Genomic DNA, 21,836 nt, shown 5'->3' with positions numbered 1-21,836 from the left:
GGGCCGATCGGATACGGCCCAGCCGCCAACTGGCAGGAAGCCGCCACGGCCTACGGGAAGGGGTGGGTGCTGAGGGGATCGAACCCCCGACATCTTCCTTGTAAGGGAAGCGCTCTACCGCTGAGCTAAGCACCCGGGAGCGACGTACTTTACCCGAGTCCGGGGACCAGTTCCGCCAACGCGCGGGCGTAGTCGGCGGGGTCCCGCGCGTCCGGTACGTCGTTGACCACCGACCACCGCACGATCCCCGCGGGATCGATCACGAAGGTCCCGCGCAGCGCGCAGCCGCGGTCGTTGTCGAACACCCCGTACGCCGACGCCACCGCCCCGTGCGGCCAGAAGTCGCTGAGCAGCGCGAACTCCAGGCCCGCCGACTCGGCGTACGCGCGGAGGGTGAACATCGGGTCGCAGGAGACCGCGACGAAGTCCGCCGCGGCCAGCAGGTCGGGGCGGTCCCGCAGCGCCTCCAGCTCGCTCGTGCAGACCCGGCTGAAGGCGTACGGGTAGAACACGACGACCACCGGCCGCCTGCCCCTCAGGGAGCTGAGGCGGAACGGCTCGCCGTGCTGCGTGCGTGCGGTGAAGTCCGGTGCCGCGCTGCCGACCTGGGGGACGGCAGCGGGGCTCACTTCTTGACCCGTGGCGACTTCGGCATCACCAGTTTGGTGGCGGACCAGTCGTCGGTCACCGTCAGGCTGCTGGTCGTGGACAGCCCGGCGGTCGGGGCCGCCTCGGCGATGTCGCTGGCGTCGACGTAGCCGTCCCGGCCCACCTTCGGCGTCATCAGCCACACCACGCCGCCGGCCTTCAGGTCGGTCAGGACGTCGAACAGTGCGTCGACCAGGTCGCCGTCACCGTCCCGGAACCAGAGCAGTACGACGTCCACGACGTCATCGGTGTCCTCGCCGACGAACTCCTCGCCGGTCGTGGCCTGGATCGCGTCGCGCAGGTCGTCGTCGCAGTCGTCGTCGTAGCCGAGCTCCTGGACGACCCAGCCGCTCTCCAGGCCGAGCCGGCTCGCCATGTTCGGCTCGCCGCTCTTGCCGTCCGCGTGGTCCGCGGTCGCGCTCACGTGTCCTCCTCCGTCGTCCCCGGGGACCGGGGGTAGGCGTCAGTAGCAGTAGTCCATCGTGGCCTACCGCGTCGCGCAAGTATGCACGAGGGTTCCGTGACGTGTCCGGTATCCGCGTGCCGTGGACCGAGCGTGTCCGCTCCCACCGGGCTCCGGAGGCGGTTTTCCACACTCGGGGGGACGCAAAGTAGAACGCATTCCGAACAGGTGACAGGATTGCTAGGAGTACCGACTAGTGCTTGGCAGGATCGACTAGACAGAACGGCAGGACACCGTGGCTTCCGGACACGAACCACCAGCCATCATCACCGAGGGGATGCCGACCCAGCTCCCCGACATCGACCCCGACGAAACTCGTGAGTGGGTCGAATCGCTCGACGCCGTGCTGGACGAGCGTGGCAAGGCGCGAGCGCGCTACCTGATGCTCAAGCTGATCGAGCGGGCCCGGGAGCGACAGGTCGGCGTACCGGCTCTGCGGAGCACCGACTACATCAACTCGATCCCGCCCGAGCGCGAGCCGTGGTTCCCCGGTGACGAGCACATCGAGCGCCGGATCCGGGCCTTCATCCGGTGGAACGCCGCGGTGATGGTCTCCAAGGCCAACCGCAAGGGCCTGGAGGTCGGCGGCCACATCGCCACCTACCAGTCGGCGGCGAGCCTGTACGAGGTCGGTTTCAACCACTTCTTCCGCGGCAAGGACCACCCGGGCGGCGGCGACCAGATCTTCATCCAGGGTCACGCCTCCCCCGGCATGTACGCCCGGGCGTTCCTCGAGGGCCGGCTCACCGCCGACCAGCTGGACGGGTTCCGCCAGGAGGTCTCCCGCGGACCGCACCAGGGCCTGTCGTCGTACCCGCACCCGCGATTGATGCCCGACTTCTGGGAGTACCCGACGGTCTCGATGGGTCTGGCCGCGCTGGACTCGATCTACCAGGCCCGGTTCAACCGGTACCTGCACAACCGTGGCATCAAGGACACCAGCGACCAGCACGTCTGGACGTTCCTGGGCGACGGCGAGATGGGTGAGCCGGAGTCGCTCGGCGCGATCGGCCTGGCCGCCCGCGAGGAGCTCGACAACCTCACCTTCGTGATCAACTGCAACCTGCAGCAGCTGGACGGCCCGGTCCGTGGCAACGGCAAGGTCATCCAGGAGCTGGAGGCGTTCTTCCGCGGCGCCGGCTGGAACGTGATCAAGGTGATCTGGGGCCGGGAGTGGGACGCGCTGCTCGCGCAGGACCACGACGGCGCGCTGGTCAACAAGATGAACACCACCCCGGACGGCCAGTTCCAGACCTACTCGGTCGAGTCCGGCGAGTACATCCGGAACAACTTCTTCGGCGGCGACCAGCGGCTGCAGCAGATGGTCAGCGGCCTGTCCGACGACGACCTGCGCAAGCTGCCCCGCGGCGGTCACGACTACCGCAAGGTGTACGCCGCGTTCAAGAGCGCCAAGGAGCACGTCGGCCAGCCGACCGTCATCCTGGCCCAGACGATCAAGGGCTGGACGATCGAGGCGCTGGAGGGCCGCAACGCGACCCACCAGATGAAGAAGCTGACCTCCGACGACCTGAAGACCTTCCGCGACCGGCTCTACCTGCCGATCGAGGACAAGGACCTCGAGGACGCCTACAACCCGCCGTACTTCCACCCCGGCACGGACTCGCCGGAGTACCAGTACATGATGGAGCGCCGGCGCCAGCTCGGCGGCTTCCTGCCCGAGCGCCGGGTCAAGCCGAAGACGCTGACGCTGCCCGGCGACAAGGTCTACGCGCCGCTCAGCAAGGGCAACGAGAAAACCCCGGTGGCCACCACGATGGCCCTGGTCCGGCTGTTCCGCGACCTGATGAAGGACCCGGAGATCGGCGACCGGATCGTCCCGATCGCGCCGGACGAGTACCGCACCTTCGGCATGGACTCGATGTTCCCGACGGCCAAGATCTACTCGCCGCACGGGCAGCAGTACGAGTCGGTGGACCGCGCGCTGCTGCTGTCGTACAAGGAGTCGGCCCAGGGCCAGCTGCTGCACGAGGGCATCAGCGAGGCCGGCGCGATGGGCTCGATGATCGCGGCCGCGACGGCGTACGCGACGCACGGCGAGCCGATGATCCCGTTCTACATCTTCTACTCGATGTTCGGGTTCCAGCGCACCGGTGACTCGCTCTGGGCGCTCGGCGACCAGCTCGGCCGGGGCTTCCTGGTCGGTGCGACGGCCGGCCGTACGACGCTCACCGGTGAAGGCCTGCAGCACGCCGACGGCCACTCCCCGCTGCTCGCCTCGACGAACCCGGCGGCCGTGCACTACGACCCCGGTTTCGCCTACGAGGTCGCGCACATCGTCAAGGACGGGCTGCGCCGGATGTACGGCTACGGCCTGGACAAGGACAAGCCGTACGGCGAGGACGTCTTCTACTACCTGACCGTCTACAACGAGCCGGTCGCGCAGCCGGCCGAGCCGGAGAACCTCGACGTCGCGGCACTGCTCAAGGGCATGTACCGCTTCAGCGAGGGGCAGGCCGAGGCCGACGCGCCGCGGGTCCAGCTGCTCGCCTCCGGGGTGGCGCTGCCGTGGGTCCGCAAGGCCCAGCAGATCCTCGCCGAGGAGTACTCGGTGGCCGCCGACGTCTGGTCGGTGACCTCGTGGAACGAGCTGCGCCGCGACGCGATCGCCGCGGAGGAGCACAACCTGCTCCACCCGGACGAGGACGAGCGGGTGCCGTTCGTCACCGAGCAGCTGAAGGACACCAGGGGCCCGGTCGTCGCGGTCAGCGACTTCATGCGCCAGGTCCAGGACCAGATCTCCCGCTGGGTCCCGAACGACTACACCTCGCTCGGTACCGACGGCTGGGGCCTGGCCGACACCCGCGCGGCGGCGCGCCGGCACTTCCACGTCGACGCCGAGTCGGTCGTGGTCGCGACGCTGGAGATCCTCGCCAAGCGCGGTGACGTGAAGCGCGAGGTGGCCGCCGAGGCCGCCCGCAAGTACCGGATCGACGACCCGACCGCGGTCGCCGGTGTGCAGCAGGAGGGCGCCGGCGCCTGATCGCGCCCGCTGCCTGATCGAAGGGCCGTCCACCGTCACCGGTGGGCGGCCCTTCGCCGGTCGAAATACCCATTCCCCGCCGTGGGCGAGATGGGTAAATCGTCCGACGCGGCCGCCCGTCCCCCGCTCCTACCGTCGAGGCACCAACCACGACGAGGGGGCACCACGATGGACACCGAACGGATCGAGACCGTCATCATCGGCGCCGGCCAGGCCGGCCTGTCGACCGGTTACCACCTGCGCAGACGAGGGCGGCAGTTCGTCGTACTCGACGCGAACGCCCGGGTGGGCGACAACTGGCGAGCCCAGTGGGACACCCTGCGGCTCTACACGCCGAGGCGGTACGACGGCCTGCCGGGCCTGCGCTTCCCCGGCACCGCCTGGTCGTACCCGACCAAGGACGAGGTCGCCGACTACCTGGAGTCGTACGCCGACCGCTTCGACCTGCCGGTCCGGACCAGGACCTCCGTGGAACGGCTGGAACGCTCCGCCGACGGCGGCTACGTCGTCACCACCGGCGACCGCCAGATCCTGGCCGACAACGTGGTCGTTGCCACCGGCACCTTCGGCCGTACGCCGTACCTGCCGGACTTCGCGGTCGACCTGGACCCGTCGATCCGGCAGCTGCACTCCAGCGAGTACCGCCGGCCCGCGCAGCTCAAGGACGGGCCGGTGCTGGTCGTCGGCGGGTCGCACTCGGGCACCGACATCGCCTACGAGGTGGCGACGTCGCACCCGACCGTGCTGGCCGGGCGCGACCCCGGACAGATCCCGGTCCGGCTGGAGAAGAAGGGCGCCCGGCTGTTCTTCCCGGTGTTCATCTTCGTCGGCAAGCACGTGCTGACCCGGCGGACCCCGATGGGCCGCAAGGAGATGCGGGAGATCCGGTACCACGGCGGCCCGATGCTGCGGGTGAAGCGCTCGGACCTGCTGGCCCGCGGCGTCGACCGGACCCACGAGCGGGTCGTCGGCGTCCAGGACGGGCTGCCGATGCTCGCGGACGGCCGGGTGCTGGACGTCGCGAACGTGGTCTGGTGCACCGGTTTCCGCCAGGTGTTCGACTGGATCGACGTACCGGTGATCGGCGCGGACGGCTGGCCGGACGAGCTGCGCGGCGTCACGGCGGCGGCGCCGGGCCTGTTCTTCTGCGGGCTGTCCTTCCAGTTCTCGTTCACCTCGATGACGCTGCCGGGCGTCGGCCGCGACGCCGAGTACCTGGCCAAGCGGATCGCGGCGCGATCGCGGTCGCTCGTTGCCGCGTGAACGGCCCGCGCGCGTATTCTCGGTCGGAGGGGGCGAACACGCGATGGGGATCGTCGACGATCTGGAGCGGGCGCGGAAGGCGTTCGAACGGCGCGACTGGGCCGCGGCGTACGACCGGCTGTCCTCGATCGACGAGCTGAGCCCGGACGACCTGACCTCGCTGGGCACGGCGGCGTACCTGGCCGGTGACGACAACGCCTGCATCAGGGCGTTCCAGCGCGGGTACCAGGCGGCGATCAGCGGCGGCGACCAGCTGCGGGCGGTGCGGTTCGCCTTCCTGCTCGGGCTGGTGCTCGACGTACGGGGTGAGGCAGCTGTGGCCAGCGGTTGGGTGGCCCGGGCTCAGCGGCTGCTGGCCGACCAGCCCGACGACGTGGTCGAGCACGGCTACCTGCTGATCCACGAGTTCTTCCGCTGTCTGGACCGGCAGGACTTCGCCGGGGCGTTGCGAGTCGGCACGGAGATGACCGAGCTGGGCCGCCGGTTCGGCAACGACGACCTGGTGGCCCAGGGCCTGGTCTGCCAGGGTCGCCTGCTGATCTACTCCGGCCGGGTCCCGGAAGGGCTGACGCTGCTCGACGAGGCGATGGTCGCGGTCGCGGCCGGTGAGCTGTCACCGATCTTCGCGGGCAACGTGTACTGCGCGATGGTCGAGGCCTGTCAGGAGGTGCTGGACTTCGGCCGCGCGTCCGCCTGGACCAGCGCGCTGACCCGGTGGTGCGACAGCCAGCCCGACCTGGTTCCGTTCACCGGCCAGTCCGCCGTGCACCGCGGACAGATCCTGCGGCTGCGAGGCGCGTTCGCGGAGGCGCTGGAGGAGTTCGAGCTCGCCAGCCGCCGGTACGCCGTACTGCACTCGCAGGGGGCCGCTGGGCTGGCCTGGAGCGAGCACGGCGACGTCCTGCGGATCCGTGGCGACCTGGCGCAGGCTGAGGCGTCGTACGAGAAGGCCTCCGGGTTCGGCTACGAGCCTCAGCCCGGGCTGGCCCTGCTGTGGCTCGCTCGCGGCCGTACGCCGGCCGCGCTCGCCGCGATCCGCCGCCTGCTCGCCGAGACGGGCGGACCGGTCCAGCGGTCCCGGTTGCTGCCGGCAGGGGTCGAGATCCTGGTGGCCGGTGAGAGCCTCGACGAAGCCGAGCAGGCCTCGGCCGAACTGACCGAGATCGCCGAGGCCTTCGGCTGCACGGGGCTGCGCGCGATGGCGGCGTACTGCGGCGCGCTGGTCGCGCTGGCGGCGAGCGATCCTGGACGGGCCCTCCCCCAGGCGCGGCTGGCTGGGCAGCTCTGGGGCGGCCTGCAGGCGCCGTACGAGGGTGCTCGGGCTCGGGTGCTGATCGGGCGAGCGTTCCTCGCGCTCGGCGACGAGGACTCCGCGACAGCCGAGCTGAGCGCCGCGGCGCAGACCTTCACCGAGCTCGGCACGACCGGCTGCCGCGAGGATGCCGAGCGCCTGCTCGGCCGACCGAACGCCGGCGGGCTCACGCCGCGCGAGGTCGAGGTGCTGCGGTTGGTGGCCGCCGGCAACAGCAACACGTCGGTCGCGCGGCAGCTGGTGCTCAGCGAGAAGACCGTGGCCCGGCACCTGTCGAACATCTTCACCAAGCTCGACGTGCCGTCGCGGACGGCGGCGGTCGCTGCCGCCCGCGAGCGCGACCTGCTGTAAACCGGGTGAGTCCGGCGCATCGCGGAACTAGGCTCTGCGGCATGCCTGAGCTGATCTCACCGACGGTCGCGTTGCGGGACTCCTGGCTGGAGTCGTCTGCCGAGTGGGGAGCTGAGCTTCAGCACGGGTCGGGTGTGCACGAGTCCGATGATGTGGGCAGCGTCGAGGGCTTCGGCGCGTGGGTCGAGCGGCTGCGCTCGGAGAGCGACGAGACGCGCGAGCTCGCGCCGGGGCGGGTGCCGGCGGCGTACTGGTGGATCGTTGACGACGGCAAGTACGCCGGCGCGATCACGCTGCGGTTCCGGCTGAACGAGAAACTGCTCGACGGCGGCGGGCACATCGGGTACGGCGTACGGCCGTCGGCGCGTCAGCGCGGTCTGGCGACCTGGGCACTCGGGGCCGTGCTCGACCGGGCGCGGGAGCGCGGTCTGGAGCGGGTGCTGGTGACCTGCGACGACGACAACGCTGCGTCGGCGCGCACGATCGAGCGCAACGGCGGGGTGCTGGAGGACGTCCGGGAAACGTGGCTGGGGCTCACGCGGCGGTACTGGATCACGCTCTGACACGGGCCGGGTGGCCGCTGGGTTGGGGCACCGTCTACCGTCGAGTCGATCTGTCGTCGATCTACGGGGAGTAGTCGAGCGTGTCGGAAACGCAGCAGGAGAAGACCTTCTTCGGGCACCCGCGTGGGCTGATGACGCTGTTCACCACCGAGCTGTGGGAACGGTTCAGCTACTACGGGATGCGCGCCATCCTGCTGCTCTACCTGACCGACCAGGCGCACGGGCTCGGCCTCGGGCAGTCGCTCGGCGAAGCGGTCGTGTCGATCTACGGCGCCTCGGTCTACCTGCTGTCGGTGCTCGGCGGCTGGTTCGCCGACCGGGTCTTCGGGGCGCGCCGGACCGTGCTGTACGGCGGCGCGGTGATCGTCTCGGGACACATCCTGCTCGCCGTACCGGTCGAGGGCCTGGCCTACGCCGGCATCGCGCTCGTTGCCCTGGGCACCGGTCTGCTGAAGCCGAACGTGTCGACGATGGTCGGGACTCTCTACGAGGACGGCGACGAGCGGCGCGACTCGGCGTTCTCGATCTTCTACATGGGGATCAACATCGGCTCGTTCAGCGCGCCGTTCGTGGTCGGCTTCCTGCGCCGCGAGTTCGGGTTCCACGTCGCGTTCGCGGCGGCCGCGGTCGGGATGACGCTGGCGCTGGTCGCCTACGTGCTCGGGCGGCGGACGCTGCACGGCCGCGGCGACGCGCCGCCGAACCCGCTCACCGCCGAGGACCGGCCGGCGATGCTGCGCGTCACCGGTGCCGTCGTCGCGCTGCTGGTGGTCGTGTTCGCGGTGTCGGCCTGGTTCTCCGGCGGGATCGGGCCGAAGCCGGTCGTCGACGCGATCTCGTACCTGTGCTTCCTGGCGCCGATCGCGTACTTCACGATGCTGCTGCGCAGCCCGCTGGTGACACCGACCGAGAAGCAGCAGGTCCGGGCGTACATCCCGCTGTTCGTCGCGGCGATGCTGTTCTTCATGCTGTTCGAGCAGGCGGCGACGACGCTGACCACGTTCGCGGCCGACCGGACGTCGCTGGAGCTGGTCGGGATCACCATCTCGCCGGAGTTCTTCCAGTCGGTGAACCCGTTCTCGATCATCGTGCTGGCGCCGGTGTTCGCCGCGGTCTGGATCAAGCTCGGCGACCGCGGGCCGGGGATCGGGCAGAAGTTCGCGACCGGGCTGCTGCTGGCCGGTCTGTCGTTCGCGATCATGGCCGTGGCCTCCGCCGTGACCGGTGACGGGCTGGCCTCGCCGTTCTGGCTGGTGCTGGTGTACGTCGTCCAGACGCTGGGCGAGCTGTTCCTGTCCCCCGTCGGGCTCGCGGCGACGACCGTGCTGGCGCCGAAGGCGTTCCTGAGCCAGATGATGGCGCTGTGGTTCCTCGCGCCGGCTGCGGGGCAGGCAATCACGGCGCAGCTGGTGCAGGCGACCGAGGGGGCGTCGGACACGGCGTACTTCGGTGGGCTCGCGGTGGTGACGATCGCGTTCGCGGTGGTGCTGTACTTCTTGTCGCCGTGGATCCGGCGACACGCTCGGCGCTGACCCGGTTCACTCTCGGGAGGGAGCCGAATCCCCCACGGGGGTGAGGTTTTCGGGGCTTTCGCCTTGCAAGCTTGAGGCATGAGCGAGAGAGCGCGTGGGACAGAGCGTCCGGTACCGCGATGGGCGGAGTGGTTGGCGCACGCGATTCCGTTCCTCGTGCTGCCATCCGGGTTGTGGCGGCTCGGACTGGTCGCCGGGTTCTCGATGGGGATGCTGGACGATGCCGGCCGCCCCGCGCAGCTGTACGGGTGGGGCGAGCACGTGTACATCGTCTGCCTGACGCTGTTCTCGGAGGCGGTGGCGCTGACGGCGTTCGGGCTGGTGCGGCGGTGGGGTGAGGTGGTCCCTGCCTGGATTCCGTGGATCGGCGGACGGCGAGTGGCGCCGTACGCCGCGATCGTGCCCGCGGTCCTGGGCAGCCTGGCGCTGATCGGGATCTGGACGTTCGGCTTCCGGGACGCGTTCAGCGGAGACTGGCTGCCGTTCAGCAGCGACGCGGCGGCGGTGCTGATGGTCGCCTGCTATGCGCCGCTGAACCTGTGGGGCCCGGCGCTGCTGGTGCTGACCTGGGCGTACTACCGGCGCCGGGTCAGCGGCGCCCGGCGGGAACGCGTGGTGGTGTCGTGATCCTGGAGCGTGGTTCAGCGGGCGCGGGGCCTTGGCTTGAGGCGGGTGCCGGGCAGCGGCGGCGCGGGGAGCGGGTCGCCGTCGTACCCCGGCACGCTCGGGAAGCGGGCCGATCCGCCGGCCTCGACCGACGCCATCCAGTCGTTGCGGGCGGCAACGACTTCCTCGTGCGAGCGGCCGATGAAGTTCCACCACATCACCAGCTGCTCCTCGAACGGCTCACCACCGAGCAGCAGCAGCCGGGCGCCGTCGGCCGACGCGGTCAGGTCGATCGCGTCCCGGCCGGTGCCGAAGTACGCCATCTCGCCGAAGCCCGGCGCGACGTCGCCCGCGCTGACCGACCCGTCGACCACCAGTACGGCGTACTCGAACTCCGGCGTCAGCGGGACGCTCACCGTCCGCCCGGGCTCGATCGTCAGGTCGGCGCCGACGAGCGGCGTGTACGCGGGCGCCGGCGACGTGACTCCCGCGACGGTCCCGATCATCACCTGACCGCGCGCGCCGTCGAGCTCGAGCAGCGGCAGGTCGGCGTACGCGTTGAAGGTGGGGGTGACCGTGTTCCGCGCCGACTCGGGCAGAGCGACCCAGAGCTGCGCGCCGTGCAGTGTCGGCGGTGCCGAGGGCAACGAGATCTCCGAGTGCGCGATCCCCGGGCCGGAGGTCATGATGTTGAGCTCACCCGGGCGGACCATCGCGTGCGAGCCGGCCGAGTCGCGGTGCTCGATCTCGCCCTCGAACAGCCAGCTCACAGTCTGCAGGCTGGTGTGCGGGTGCGGCGGGACGAGCATGCCGCGCTCCCCTGGTACGTCGTACGAGTCGACGCGCTGGGTCAGGTCGTCCGGCCCGTAGTGGTCGGCGAAGCACCAGGCGCCGACCATGCGGCGGTTCTTGTTCGGCAGCAGCCGGCGGACCTTCGTCGTCCGCCCGAGCACCACCTGCCGCGGCTCCAGCAGCTCCAGCACCGGCCCCTCGGCCACGGCCCCTTCGCAGACGACCTCGGCCGGATCCTTCTCCAAGTCGCTCATGCCACGAGTATGGACTCCAGCACCCAAGGCGTGATCCGGTAGACACACCCAATCCCGGAGGCCCCCGTGCACGACGCCCTCGATCTCCGCGACCTCGTCCCCGACGAGGCCGAACAACTGGCGAGCGCCGGCTACCCGGTCGGCGACCTCCAGGCCCGAGCCCGCCTGGCCGCTGCGGCCGGAGACCTCACCCAGCTTGCGGGCATCGAGGCGGAACTAGCGGCGCTGCACCGGGACCCGGACTGGCCGTACGAAGAACCAGAACCCACGCTGCTGACCCCGGCCACCCCGGGCGAGGCCACGGGCGCGCGGGCGTCGGCCAGCACGGGCGACGCCGCAGGCGCACTGGCCCCGAGCAGCACGGGCGACGCTGCAGGCGCGTTCCAAGTGGTGGAGGCGCCAAGTCGCGCGCACTCGACACCGGCTCTGGCCGACAAGATCCGCGGCGCCTGGCTCGGCCGGTGCGTCGGCAACACCATGGGCAAACCCGTCGAAGGCCTCAGCCGCGCCGACGTCCGCAGCTACCTCGAAGCCGCCGGCGACTGGCCCCTCACCGGCTTCGTCCCGTACGTCGCCACGCCCCCGCCCGGCATCACCCTCCACCCCTCCGCGGTCGATGCCTCCGCGGGCCGCTTCACCGCCGTACCGCGCGACGACGACCTCGACTGGACGATGCTCGGCCTGCACCTGCTTGAGACCTACGGCCGTGAGCTGCACACCGAGGACGTCGCCCGCGAGTGGCTCGACCGGATGCCGTTCACGCAGACGTACACCGCCGAGCGCGCGGCATACCGCAACCTCGTGCACGGCCTCCGCTCACCGGACACGGCGACCACGCGCAACCCGTACCGCGAGTGGATCGGCGCGCTGATCCGCGTCGACGCCTACGGCTACGTGAGCCCCGGCAACCCGACCGAAGCCGCCCGCCTGGCGCTGATCGACGCGAGCCTGTCGCACACCGCCAACGGCCTGTACGGCGCCCAGTGGGCCGCCGCCCTCGTCGCCCAAGCCCTCGTCGCCGACACGATCACCGATGCGCTTGGCACCGCACTGACCGTCATCCCGCCGCGCTCCCGCTTGGCCGACAGCCAGCGCGCCCTGCTCGACCTGCACGAGCAAGGCTGCTCATCGGACGACGCGCTCGACTGGATCGACGAGACGCTCCCGTACAACTGGGTCCACACGATCAACAACGCGGCGATCATCACGACGGCGCTGCTCTGGGGTGGCGGCGACTACGTCCGTACGCTCGCGCTCTGCGTCGGCGCGGGCCGCGACACCGACTCCAACGGCGCGACGGTCGGCTCGGTCTTCGGCGCCCTGCACGGCGCGGCGGCGATCCCGTCGGAGCTGGCCACCGCGGGCAACGGCGTGGTCCGCTCAGCCGTCCGGGGCTTCGACCGCATCACCATCGACGAGCTCGCCGACCGAACAATCGCGCTGATCGGCTAGCCGATCGGCGGCGCAACTGCTCCTACCGCGCGGGTGCCAGCCGACCTCGCCCTGGCGCGTCGGTACCGATCAGCTGTTCGTCCACTCCAGCAACTCGTCCATGTCCCAGGTGTTGATGACGTTCTCCGGCTCGACCCCGCACTCCTCCGCCCGCTCACACCCGTACGGCTGCCAATCAAGCTGCCCGGGCGCGTGCGCATCGGTGTCGATCGAGAACTGACAGCCCGTCTCGACCGCCAGCGTCAGCAGCCGCCGCGGCGGATCGAGCCGCTCCGGCCGCGAGTTGATCTCCACCGCCGTACCGAACTGCCGGCACGCCTCGAACACCACCTCGGCGTCGAACTCCGACTCCGGCCGCGTCCCCCGCCCACCGGTGACCAGGCGCCCGGTGCAGTGGCCGAGGATGTCGACGTGCGGGTTGGCGATCGCCTTCACCATCCGCTCGGTCATCGGCTCGGACGCCATCCGGAGCTTGGAGTGCACACTCGCGACGACGACGTCGAGCCGGGCCAGGATCTCGGTGTCGCAGTCCAGCGAACCGTCGTCGAGGATGTCGACCTCGATCCCGTTCAGGATCCGGAACCCGTCGTACTCGTCGGCCAGCTTCTTGTTGAGCTCCGCGACCACGTCGAGCTGCTGCAACCGCCGCTCACGCGACAGCCCGTTGGCGACGGTCAGCCGCGGCGAGTGGTCGGTGAGCGCGATGTACGAGTGCCCGAGCCGCGCCGCCGTCCGCGCCATCTCCTCGATCGGACTCCCCCCGTCGGACCAGTCCGAGTGCAAGTGCAGATCGGCCTTCAACGCCGCCCGCATCGCCGTCCCCGCATCAGTCAGCGCCGCCGCCCCCTGCTCCAGCTTCGTCAGATACGCCGGCACCGCGCCATCCATCGCCTCGAGAATCACCGCCTCGGTCTTCGGCCCGATCCCCGGCAGCTCGGTCAACGTCCCCGCCCGCTTCCGCGCCCGCACCTCCGACGCCGGCAACCCCTCGATCGTGTCCGCCGCCCGCCGGTAAGCCTTCACCCGATGAGTCGGCTGCCGGTCCCGCTCCAGGAAGTACCCGATCGCCCGCAGCGCCTCAACCGCCGCCACCACCCCAGCCTTGTCACTCATCCCCCCATCATGGCGGTTCCCACGGACCATTCCCGCCCAACCACCACCAGCCCACCTCAAGGCGCCGACGCCTGCGCTTGGGCTGCGCCGGACAGCAGGCCGAGATGGCCCCGATGGCAGACGGTTTCTTCCACCCCGACGCCACCCCACGCGGCGACCGGTTCCCCGCCAACCCACGGGCCGGCCACCCCACACCGCAGCACCTCGCCAACCTGCACCACTGACCAACCACGCGCGCAGAGTCCGACACGCCGGTCGACACGCCTTCTGCTGCACGCCAGGTGGCGTTGATCAGTGCTACAGCTCGGCTGCATGCCCGCGGGCGCACCGCACCACCCCAACCCGCGGACCTACACCACTGACTAACCAGCCGCACAGCGCCCGACACGCCGTCGACACGCCGGCCGGCCGGGGTGCCGGTGGTGGTTAGTGAGTGCTGGGTGTCCGCCGCGTCGCGCGAGCAACACCAGTCGAGCGCCGGGCCCGGCGAGCTCGATCGCGAGAACGCGACGCACGGCGAGCTCGATCGCGAGAGCACGAAGCACGGCGAGCTCGATCGCGAGAGCACGAAGCACGACGCACGGCGAGCTTGCCCGCGAGGAAGAGCGCGGTGAGGTGAAGCGCCCGGGCGCGGTGCGCGTGAGCACCGCGGCGCAAACCGACCCCGGGCACATGCGGCGCTGAGCGGCGTCCGTACGAGGCGCGGCTGCGCTGGTCCCCGCTCGGAGGCGGCCAGCGGGTGCGCGACCTGCACCACCACTAACCAGCAGCACGGCCGCGACACGCCGTCGACACACCGGTCGGCGAGGCGGGCGGCGAGTTTAGTGGGTGGTGGGCGTCCGCCTGATCGCCGCCTCGCGGAGGGTGCCTCGGGGTTTGGTGGCGCTGGGGCGCAGCCTGAGGACGTGGGGCTGTGCGGTGTCTGGCGGAGGCGGAGCCTCGGGGGCCCGCGACCTGCAGCACTGTCCAACCGGCAGTGCGGCGGCTGACACGCCGTCGACACGCCGGTCGGCGGGGTGCCCGGCGGTGGTTGGTCAGTGGTGGGTGTCGACGCGCCGGCAGTACGACGCGCGGCTGCGCTTGTCCCCGCTTGCAGGCGGGCCAGCAGGTTCGCGACGTGCACCACCCACTAACCAGCAGCGCGGCGACGACACGCCGTCGACACGCCGGGCAGCTGGGCGAGCGGCGGAGGTTAGTGGGTGGTGGGCGTCCGCCTGATCGCCGTGTCCGTGGAGGGTGCCTCGGGAGTTCGCGGCGCTGGGCGGCGGCCTGAGGACGTCGGGCAGCCCGGTGTCTGGCGCAGCCTGAGCGGTGTCTGGCGCAGGCGGGGGACGTGGGGCTCGCGACATGCACCACTGTCTAACCAGCACCGCGGCGGCGACACGCTGTCGACACGCTGGGCGGCGAGGCGTCCGGTGGAGGTTGGTCAGTGGTGGGTGTCGGACGCTTGGCGGTGAGTGGGCGGCGGTTGGGCGGGTTGGGGTGCGTGGGCCGGATGGCGGCTCCGTGTCACGGCGGCGGGTTGCACCTGATCGTCGAGTTGGGTCGGTGACGGCGCTGTGTCGGGGCGGCACGGTTGCGGCTGATCGTCGGGTGGGGTCCGTGGGCTGGGTAGCGCTTCGTGTCGGGGCGGCACGGTTGCGGCTGATCGTCGGGTGGTGGCCGTGGGCCAGCCCCGCGGGCGCACGGCGGTTATCGTCGGGGCGTGGCGAAGGTGAAGGGGCATGCGGCGCGGGCTGAGCGGTTGCAGGGGGCGACTGGCGCTCTGGCGACTGCGGCGATGGCTGCGATGGATGAGGAGTTGCCCTGGTTTCGGAGGCTTTCGGCGCAGGATCGGTCGTGGATCGGGCTGGTGGCGCAGTCGGGGATCACGGCGTTCGTGGACTGGTTTCGGGATCCGGAGGCGAACTCGTCGATGCCGACGCGGATGTTCGGGTCGGCGCCGCGGGAGTTCACGCGGGTGATCAGTTTGCACCAGACGGTGGAGTTGCTGCGGACGACGATCGAGATGATCGAGAACACCATCGGGGATCTGCTGCCGGAGGACGACGTGCCCGCGGTGCGGGAGGCGATGCAGCGGTACGCGCGGGAGGTGGCGTTCGCGGCGGCGACCGTTTACGCGCAGGCCGCTGAGATGCGCGGCGCGTGGGACGCTCGGCTGGAAGCGCTGGTGGTCGACTCGGTGATTCGTGGGGAGGCGGACGAGTCGGTCAGGTCGCGGGCTTCGGCGCTCGGGTGGACCGGGGCCAGTGGGTCGTCCGAGGTCGCCGTCGTGGTCGGGCGCGCGCTCGAAGGTGAGTCCGGTACGGCGAACGTCGCGGACTCCGTGCGGGCGGCGGCGCGGGAGGCCGGTGCGGACGCGTTGTGCGCGATGCAGGGCGACCGGCTGGTCGTGGTACTCGGTGGTACGAGTAAACCTGTGGAGATCGTACAAAATCTGGCCGGCTGGTTCGGGCCCGGCCCGATCGTCGTCGGGCCCGTCGTCAAGGACCTGATGTCGGCTGTCACGTCGGCCCGCGCGGCCGTCGCCGGACTTCGCGCGGCTCCCGCCTGGCCGGGCGCTCCGCGACCGGTGCAGGCCGACGAACTGTTGCCCGAGCGCTCCTTGTCCGGTGACGGTCACGCCCGCCGGCAGCTCGCGACCGACGTCTACGGCCCGCTCACGTTGGGCGACGGGGTCCTGCTCGACACTGTCAGCGCGTACCTCGACTCCGGCGGATCGATCGAGGCGACCGCCCGGACGATGTTCATCCACGCCAATACCGTCCGGTACCGGCTGAAGCGTGTGGGCGAGATCACGGGCTACTCGCCGGGCAACCCGCGCGACGCTTTCACGTTACGTGTCGCACTGGCACTGGGCCGCCTGCTCAACCCCGAGCCCGGATCGCACGTTTTGTAGGATCTCCACAAAGTCCAGGCAGTAGAATTCGTGCTGCTTCGTGGCCCACGAACGGCTCGGCTCAGGGAGAGTTGTCACGTGCTCGTCATCGTCGCGCCCGGTCAGGGCGCTCAAGCCCCAGGTTTCCTCGAGCCGTGGCTGGAGGACCCAGTCTTCGAGAACCGGCTGCACTGGCTGTCCGCGGTCGCCGGTCTCGACCTCGCCCACTACGGCACCAAGGCCGACGCGGACACCATCCGCGACACCGCGATCGCGCAGCCGCTGCTGGTCGCCTCCAGCATGCTGGCCGCGCTGGCCGTCTTCCCGCACCCCGGTGACGCGTTCCAGAAGATGGGCGCGCTGGCCGGGCACAGCGTCGGCGAGATCGCCGCGGCGGTCGGCGCCGGTGTGATCAGCGCCGAGCAGGCGATGGTCCTGGTCCGCGAGCGCGGCAAGGCGATGGCCTCGGCGGCCGCGCTGACCCCGACCTCGATGACCGCCGTCCTGGGCGGCGACCGGGACGAGATCCTGGCCAAGCTCGACCAGTACGGGCTGACCCCGGCCAACGACAACGGCCCCGGCCAGATCGTTGCCGCGGGCACCGTCGAGGAGCTGGCCGCGCTGGCCGCGGACCCGCCGGCCAAGGCCCGGCTGATCCCGCTGTCGGTGGCCGGTGCCTTCCACACCCGGCACATGGAGCCCGCCGTCCAGACCCTGGCCGGGTACGCCAACTCGATCACCACGCACGACCCGCGGACGCGGCTGATCTCGAACCGCGACGGCCAGGTCGTGCACGACGGCCGCGACGTCCTGCAGCGGCTGGTCCAGCAGGTCAACGCGCCGGTCCGCTGGGACCTGTGCATGCAGACGATGGCCGACCTGCAGGTGACCGGCATCCTGGAGATGACCCCGGCCGGCACGCTGACCGGGATCGCGAAGCGGGCGCTGAAGGGTGTCGAGACGTTCGCGCTGAAGACGCCGGACCAGCTCGACGACGCGCGCGCGTTCGTCGACAAGCACGGCAGCCCGTCGGAGATCGACGCGTCGCCGACCTGGCGGCTGCTGGTCGCACCGATGAAGGGCACCTTCACCCGCGAGGCCCAGGTCAAGCGGGAGACCGGCGACGCGGTCGAGGCCGGCGAGGTGGTCGCGACGGTGAAGAGCCTGCGCGACGAGCTCGAGGTCCGCGCGCCGCACGGCGGCATCGTGGTGGAGTGGCTGGTCGAGGAGGGCGACCCGGTCGCCCCCGGTCAGCCGCTGGTCCGGTTGCACCCCAGCGGAGGGAACTGACATGACCGGCACGATCAGCACCGTTCAGGGTGCGCAGCACACCGCCGTACTGGGCCTCGGCTCGTACCGGCCGCGCACGGTCGTGCCGAACTCGGTGATCCTGGAGCAGATCGACTCCAGCGACGAGTGGATCCGGACCCGGTCCGGGATCTGCGAGCGGCGCTGGGCCGAGCCGGACGAGACCGTGCTGATGATGTCGGTCGAGGCCGCCAAGGAGGCGCTGCGCGACTCCGGCATCGACCCGGCCCAGATCGGCTGCGTCGTGGTCGCCACCGTCACGCACCTGTACCAGACCCCGGCGATCGCGACCCGGATCGCGGTCGAGGTCGGCGCCCCGACCGCCGCCGCGTTCGACATCTCCGCCGCCTGCGCGGGCTTCTGCTACGGCGTCGCGATGGCCAGTGACCTGGTCCGCGGCGGCAGCGCGAAGTACGTGCTGGCGATCGGCGTCGAGCGGCTCAGCGACATCACCGACCGGACCGACCGCAGTACGGCGTTCATCTTCGCCGACGGCGCCGGCGCGGCCGTGATCGGTCCGTCCGACGAGCCGGGTATCGGCCCGGTGGTGTGGGGCTCCGACGGCACGCAGCACGAGCTGATCAGCCAGAAGGAGTCCTGGCAGGAGGCGGCCGGCAGCTTCAACTGGCCGCACCTGACGATGGACGGCAACCCGGTCTTCCGGTGGGCGGCGTTCGAGATGGCCAAGACCGCGCAGCAGGCGCTGGACGTGGCCGGCGTGACCGCCGACGACCTGGACCTGTTCGTGCCGCACCAGGCGAACATGCGGATCACCGACGCGATGCACCGCTCGCTGAAGCTGCCCGACCACGTCAAGGTGGCCCGCGACATCGAGCGCCAGGGCAACACCTCGGCCGCGTCGATCCCGCTCGCGATCAGTGCGATGCGCGAGAGTGGCGAGGCGAAGAGCGGCGACCTGGCGCTCATCATCGGCTTCGGGGCCGGGCTGGTGTACGCCGGCCAGGTGATCCGGATCCCGTAGTACCCCTCAGATGTCCGGGGCCCCGGTCCCGGCGTACCAGCAGTAGCAGAATCCGAAAGGGAAACCACACAGATGGCCAGCACCGAAGAGATCCGCAGCAACCTCGCCGAGATCGTCAACGAGATCGCGGGGATCCCGGTCGAGGACGTCCAGCTGGACAAGTCCTTCACCGACGACCTCGACGTCGACTCGCTCTCCATGGTGGAGGTCGTGGTGGCCGCCGAGGAGAAGTTCGACGTGAAGATCCCCGACGACGAGGTCAAGAACCTGAAGACCGTCGGCGACGCGGTCGCGTTCATCGAGCGCGCCCAGAACGGCTGATCGAGTCCTTCTCGATCGTGCTGGCCGTGTGCGCTCACCGGCCCCTCGCGGGGTCCGGTGAGCGCCGGCCGGCTCCCTCGCACCACCGCCGAGCCCGTACGCCGGCGTCCCGCACCCAGTTCTCTCGCCGAAGGATGAGGTAACCATGTCGAAGACCCGAGTCGTGATCACCGGGCTCGGAGCGACGACCCCGGTCGGGGGCGACGTCGCCAGTACCTGGGAAGGCCTGCTGGCCGGCCGGTCCGGCGCCAAGCTGCTGACCGCCGACTGGGTCGAGGAACTGCCGGTGAAGATCGCGGCGCCGGCCGCGGTCGAGCCGACCGAGATCATCGAGCGGGTCAAGGCCCGTCGCCTGGACCGCAACGCGCAGTTCGCCGTCGTCGCCGCCCGCGAGGCCTGGAAGGACTCCGGCCTGGCCGACGTCGAGCTGGACAAGACCCGCCTGGGCGTCGCGATCGCGACCGGTATCGGCGGCCTGCTCACCACGCTGACCAACTACGACGCCCTGCGCAACGGCCCGCGCCGGGTCTCGCCGCTGGCGATCCCGATGCTGATGCCGAACTCCGCCGCCGCGAACGTCGGTCTCGAGCTCGGCGCGCTGGCCGGTGTCCAGACCCCGGTCTCGGCCTGCGCCTCCAGCAACGAGGCGATCTCGCTGGCCGCCGACCAGATCCGGCTCGGCCGCGCCGACATCGTCGTCGCCGGTGGCGCCGAGGGGTCGATCGCCGGGCTGCCGCTGGCCGCGTTCGGCCAGATGATGGCGCTCAGCAAGCGCAACGACGACCCGGAGCGCGCGTCGCGTCCGTGGGACGTCGACCGCGACGGCTTCCTGCTCGGCGAGGGCGCCGGCGTCCTGGTCCTGGAGACCTACGAGCACGCGGTCGCCCGCGGCGCGAAGATCTACGCCGAGTTCGCCGGCTCCGGGATCACCGCCGACGGCCACGACATCGTGCAGCCGGACCCGACCGGTTCGGGCGCCGAGCGCGCGATGCTGATGGCGCTGCGCGAGGGCGACCTGGCCGCCGGGGACATCGTGCACATCAACGCGCACGCGACCTCCACGCCGACCGGTGACGTCGCCGAGGCGATCGCGATCCGCAAGGCGCTCGGCAGCGCGACCGACCACGCGATCGCGACCGCGCCGAAGTCGATGGTCGGTCACCTGCTCGGCGCGGCCGGTGCGGTCGAGTCGATCGCCACGGTGCTGGCGCTGCACCACCGCGTCGTACCGCCGACGATCAACCTGGACAAGGTGGACGACGGCGTCGACCTCGACATCGCCACCGAGCAGCGCAAGCTGGCCGACGGCGACATCGCGGCGCTGAACAACTCGTTCGGCTTCGGCGGCCACAACGTCGCCCTCGCGTTCAAGTCGGTCTGAGTAGTGAGCCGGGCCTCCGGGCCCGGCTCCCCCGCAGGCAGTTTCGCTAGCTGATCCCCTGGAGATGGCCATGACCACTGCCCCTGCGAAGCCGGCGAAACTGCCGCGCGAGCTCGATCCGCGCAACCCGCACACCCGGCTGACGAACCTGCTCGACCCCGGATCGCTCGAGCTGATCACGCCCGACGACCTGTCCGGCATGCTCGCCGTCCGCGGCACGATCGCGGGCGCGCCCGTGGTCGCCTTCTGCTCCGACGCCACCGTGATGGGTGGCGCGATGGGCGACGAGGGCTGCGAGGTCGTCTGTACGGCGTACGAGGTGGCCCGGCGCGAGGAGCTGCCGATCATCGGGCTGTGGCACTCCGGCGGCGCCCGGCTCGCCGAGGGTGTGCTCAGCCTGCACGCGGTCGGCAAGATCTTCTACGCGATGACGCAGGCCTCGGGCAAGATCCCGCAGATCTCCGTCGTGCTCGGCCCGGCCGCGGGCGGTGCGGCGTACGGGCCGGCGCTGACCGACGTGGTGATCCTCGGGCCGGAGGGCCGGATCTTCGTCACCGGGCCGGACGTGGTCCGCTCGGTCACCGGCGAGGACGTCGACATGCTGCGCCTCGGTGGTCCCGAGCCGCACGGGCGGCGCTCCGGCGTCGTCCACATCACCACCGACACCGAGGCCGCCGCGATCGAGCAGGCCCGCCGGCTGGCCGATCTGTTCGCGAACCAGGGCGAGGTCTCCGGCGACGTCTCCGACACCGACCTGTCCGGCCTGCTGCCGGAGTCGGCCAAGCGCGCGTACGACGTGCACCCGCTGGTCGGCGGTGTGCTCGACGAGGATTCCGGCGTCGAGCTGCACCAGCGCTGGGCGCCGAACATCGTCACCACGCTCGGCCGGCTCGGCGGCCGCACGGTCGGCGTGATCGCGAACAACCCGCTGCGGCTCGGCGGCTGCCTGGACGCGCTGTCGGCGGAGAAGGCGTCGCGGTTCGTCCGGATGTGCGACGCGTTCGGGGTGCCGCTGGTCGTGCTGGTCGACGTCCCGGGGTACCTGCCGGGGGTCGGTCAGGAATGGGACGGCGTCGTACGGCGAGGAGCCAAGCTCCTGCACGCGTTCGCCGAGTCGGTCGTGCCGCGGGTGACGCTGGTGACCCGCAAGACGTACGGCGGCGCGTACATCGCGATGAACGCGCGCTCGCTCGGCGCGACCCGGGTGTTCGCCTGGCCGCGCGCCGAGGTGGCCGTGATGGGCGCGGTGGCCGCGATCCGGATCTTGCACCGGCGCAAACTCGCCGACGTGGCGCCGGAGCTGAAGGCTCAGGTCGAGGCCGAGCTGGCGGCCGAGCACGAGAAGATCGCCGGCGGGATCGAGCGGGCCCGGCAGATCGGCGTCGTCGACGAGGTGGTCGAGCCGGCCAGGACGCGGTCGGCGCTGGCCGCGGCGATCGCCGCGGCCGACCAGCATGTTCGTGGGCGGCACGGCAACATTCCGCTCTAGAGCAACAGAAAGGGCGCGAACCCGAGGGGTTCGCGCCGCGCGGTTCGCGTACGACGAGCCGTACATCCTGGGCGGGGTGTTCGACGAGGTCCTCGTAAGCCGTTTCGACCGGCGGGTCGGCACCACG

At 71.0% G+C, this 21,836-nt stretch carries 17 protein-coding genes and 1 tRNA gene; 13 read left to right on the top strand and 5 right to left on the bottom strand.

All coding sequences use genetic code 11. The features are described 5' to 3' along the window. Positions 1 to 63: 63 nt before the first annotated feature. The 3 genes from AB0M01_RS28860 to AB0M01_RS28850 form a co-directional block, all read right to left on the bottom strand. Positions 64 to 135, bottom strand: a tRNA-Val gene (locus tag AB0M01_RS28860). 14 nt (positions 136 to 149) lie between these two features. Continuing rightward, positions 150 to 629, bottom strand: coding sequence for a peroxiredoxin (locus tag AB0M01_RS28855; RefSeq protein ID WP_363674928.1), 480 nt, complete (start codon positions 627 to 629; stop codon positions 150 to 152). Then, positions 626 to 1,072 (bottom strand): DUF3052 domain-containing protein, encoded by a 447-nt coding sequence (locus AB0M01_RS28850; RefSeq protein WP_363674926.1) that lies wholly within the window; start codon positions 1,070 to 1,072, stop codon positions 626 to 628. The genes AB0M01_RS28855 and AB0M01_RS28850 overlap by 4 nt, the downstream gene beginning before the upstream one ends. A gap of 316 nt (positions 1,073 to 1,388) precedes the next feature. Between AB0M01_RS28850 and aceE the strand changes: the two genes are divergently transcribed. The 6 genes from aceE to AB0M01_RS28820 all read left to right on the top strand — a co-directional run bounded on the left by aceE (position 1,389) and on the right by AB0M01_RS28820 (position 9,760). Continuing rightward, positions 1,389 to 4,112 carry a pyruvate dehydrogenase (acetyl-transferring), homodimeric type gene (gene aceE, locus AB0M01_RS28845; protein ID WP_363674987.1) on the top strand — a complete coding sequence of 908 codons (2,724 nt, stop codon included), beginning with the start codon at positions 1,389 to 1,391 and terminating at the stop codon, positions 4,110 to 4,112. Between the two features lie 168 nt (positions 4,113 to 4,280). Next, the gene (locus AB0M01_RS28840; RefSeq protein WP_363674924.1) at positions 4,281 to 5,375 is read left to right on the top strand and encodes an FAD-dependent oxidoreductase; all 1,095 of its coding nucleotides are present in this window, start codon (positions 4,281 to 4,283) and stop codon (positions 5,373 to 5,375) included. 43 nt (positions 5,376 to 5,418) lie between these two features. Beyond that, the gene (locus AB0M01_RS28835) at positions 5,419 to 7,038 is read left to right on the top strand and encodes a LuxR C-terminal-related transcriptional regulator (RefSeq protein ID WP_363674922.1); all 1,620 of its coding nucleotides are present in this window, start codon (positions 5,419 to 5,421) and stop codon (positions 7,036 to 7,038) included. A gap of 41 nt (positions 7,039 to 7,079) precedes the next feature. After that, positions 7,080 to 7,601: a GNAT family N-acetyltransferase gene (locus tag AB0M01_RS28830; RefSeq protein ID WP_363674921.1), complete on the top strand. Its 522-nt coding sequence runs from the start codon at positions 7,080 to 7,082 to the stop codon at positions 7,599 to 7,601. 80 nt (positions 7,602 to 7,681) lie between these two features. Further along, positions 7,682 to 9,133, top strand: coding sequence for an oligopeptide:H+ symporter (locus AB0M01_RS28825; RefSeq protein WP_363674919.1), 1,452 nt, complete (start codon positions 7,682 to 7,684; stop codon positions 9,131 to 9,133). Positions 9,134 to 9,211: 78 nt separating this feature from the next. Beyond that, on the top strand, positions 9,212 to 9,760 hold the full coding sequence (locus AB0M01_RS28820; protein ID WP_363674917.1) for a hypothetical protein: 549 nt from the start codon (positions 9,212 to 9,214) through the stop codon (positions 9,758 to 9,760). A gap of 14 nt (positions 9,761 to 9,774) precedes the next feature. On the opposite strand, the gene AB0M01_RS28815 is transcribed toward AB0M01_RS28820, so the two are convergent. Further along, the gene (locus AB0M01_RS28815; RefSeq protein ID WP_363674915.1) at positions 9,775 to 10,785 is read right to left on the bottom strand and encodes a pirin family protein; all 1,011 of its coding nucleotides are present in this window, start codon (positions 10,783 to 10,785) and stop codon (positions 9,775 to 9,777) included. A gap of 66 nt (positions 10,786 to 10,851) precedes the next feature. Here AB0M01_RS28815 and AB0M01_RS28810 point away from each other — a divergent pair, with 66 nt between their 5' ends. After that, the gene (locus tag AB0M01_RS28810; protein ID WP_363674913.1) at positions 10,852 to 12,237 is read left to right on the top strand and encodes an ADP-ribosylglycohydrolase family protein; all 1,386 of its coding nucleotides are present in this window, start codon (positions 10,852 to 10,854) and stop codon (positions 12,235 to 12,237) included. Positions 12,238 to 12,306: 69 nt separating this feature from the next. Here the strand turns inward: AB0M01_RS28810 and AB0M01_RS28805 are convergent, their stop codons facing one another. Further along, positions 12,307 to 13,350 (bottom strand): PHP domain-containing protein, encoded by a 1,044-nt coding sequence (locus tag AB0M01_RS28805; RefSeq protein WP_363674911.1) that lies wholly within the window; start codon positions 13,348 to 13,350, stop codon positions 12,307 to 12,309. Between the two features lie 1,705 nt (positions 13,351 to 15,055). Between AB0M01_RS28805 and AB0M01_RS28800 the strand changes: the two genes are divergently transcribed. The 6 genes from AB0M01_RS28800 (at position 15,056) to AB0M01_RS28775 (ending at position 21,709) form a co-directional block, all read left to right on the top strand. After that, positions 15,056 to 16,249, top strand: a complete 1,194-nt coding sequence (locus tag AB0M01_RS28800) for a helix-turn-helix domain-containing protein (RefSeq protein WP_363674910.1) — start codon at positions 15,056 to 15,058, stop codon at positions 16,247 to 16,249. A gap of 78 nt (positions 16,250 to 16,327) precedes the next feature. After that, positions 16,328 to 17,518 (top strand): acyltransferase domain-containing protein, encoded by a 1,191-nt coding sequence (locus AB0M01_RS28795; protein ID WP_363674908.1) that lies wholly within the window; start codon positions 16,328 to 16,330, stop codon positions 17,516 to 17,518. Position 17,519: 1 nt separating this feature from the next. Then, entirely contained in the window at positions 17,520 to 18,518 is a 999-nt protein-coding gene (locus AB0M01_RS28790; RefSeq protein ID WP_363674906.1) for a beta-ketoacyl-ACP synthase III, read from the top strand. A 72-nt stretch (positions 18,519 to 18,590) separates the two neighbouring features. Beyond that, the gene (locus AB0M01_RS28785) at positions 18,591 to 18,839 is read left to right on the top strand and encodes an acyl carrier protein (protein ID WP_130446978.1); all 249 of its coding nucleotides are present in this window, start codon (positions 18,591 to 18,593) and stop codon (positions 18,837 to 18,839) included. A 145-nt stretch (positions 18,840 to 18,984) separates the two neighbouring features. Continuing rightward, a complete protein-coding gene (locus AB0M01_RS28780; RefSeq protein ID WP_363674904.1) occupies positions 18,985 to 20,220 on the top strand; it encodes a beta-ketoacyl-ACP synthase II in 1,236 nt (411 codons plus the stop codon). Positions 20,221 to 20,290: 70 nt separating this feature from the next. Further along, a complete protein-coding gene (locus tag AB0M01_RS28775; RefSeq protein ID WP_363674901.1) occupies positions 20,291 to 21,709 on the top strand; it encodes a carboxyl transferase domain-containing protein in 1,419 nt (472 codons plus the stop codon). The last annotated feature ends 127 nt before the right edge of the window (positions 21,710 to 21,836 follow it).

The sequence above is a fragment of the Kribbella sp. NPDC051770 genome (assembly GCF_040681455.1).
Taxonomy (GTDB): domain Bacteria; phylum Actinomycetota; class Actinomycetes; order Propionibacteriales; family Kribbellaceae; genus Kribbella.
This window is presented reverse-complemented; position numbering and strand designations above follow the sequence as displayed.

Coding starts and splice junctions, on each gene's coding strand:
- aceE (WP_363674987.1), top strand. CDS start 1,389: ATGCCGACCCAGCTCCCCGACATCGACCCCGACGAAACTCGTGAGTGG.
- AB0M01_RS28840 (WP_363674924.1), top strand. CDS start 4,281: ATGGACACCGAACGGATCGAGACCGTCATCATCGGCGCCGGCCAGGCC.
- AB0M01_RS28835 (WP_363674922.1), top strand. CDS start 5,419: ATGGGGATCGTCGACGATCTGGAGCGGGCGCGGAAGGCGTTCGAACGG.
- AB0M01_RS28830 (WP_363674921.1), top strand. CDS start 7,080: ATGCCTGAGCTGATCTCACCGACGGTCGCGTTGCGGGACTCCTGGCTG.
- AB0M01_RS28820 (WP_363674917.1), top strand. CDS start 9,212: ATGAGCGAGAGAGCGCGTGGGACAGAGCGTCCGGTACCGCGATGGGCG.
- AB0M01_RS28815 (WP_363674915.1), bottom strand. CDS start 10,785: ATGAGCGACTTGGAGAAGGATCCGGCCGAGGTCGTCTGCGAAGGGGCC.
- AB0M01_RS28805 (WP_363674911.1), bottom strand. CDS start 13,350: ATGAGTGACAAGGCTGGGGTGGTGGCGGCGGTTGAGGCGCTGCGGGCG.
- AB0M01_RS28790 (WP_363674906.1), top strand. CDS start 17,520: ATGACCGGCACGATCAGCACCGTTCAGGGTGCGCAGCACACCGCCGTA.
- AB0M01_RS28785 (WP_130446978.1), top strand. CDS start 18,591: ATGGCCAGCACCGAAGAGATCCGCAGCAACCTCGCCGAGATCGTCAAC.
- AB0M01_RS28780 (WP_363674904.1), top strand. CDS start 18,985: ATGTCGAAGACCCGAGTCGTGATCACCGGGCTCGGAGCGACGACCCCG.
- AB0M01_RS28775 (WP_363674901.1), top strand. CDS start 20,291: ATGACCACTGCCCCTGCGAAGCCGGCGAAACTGCCGCGCGAGCTCGAT.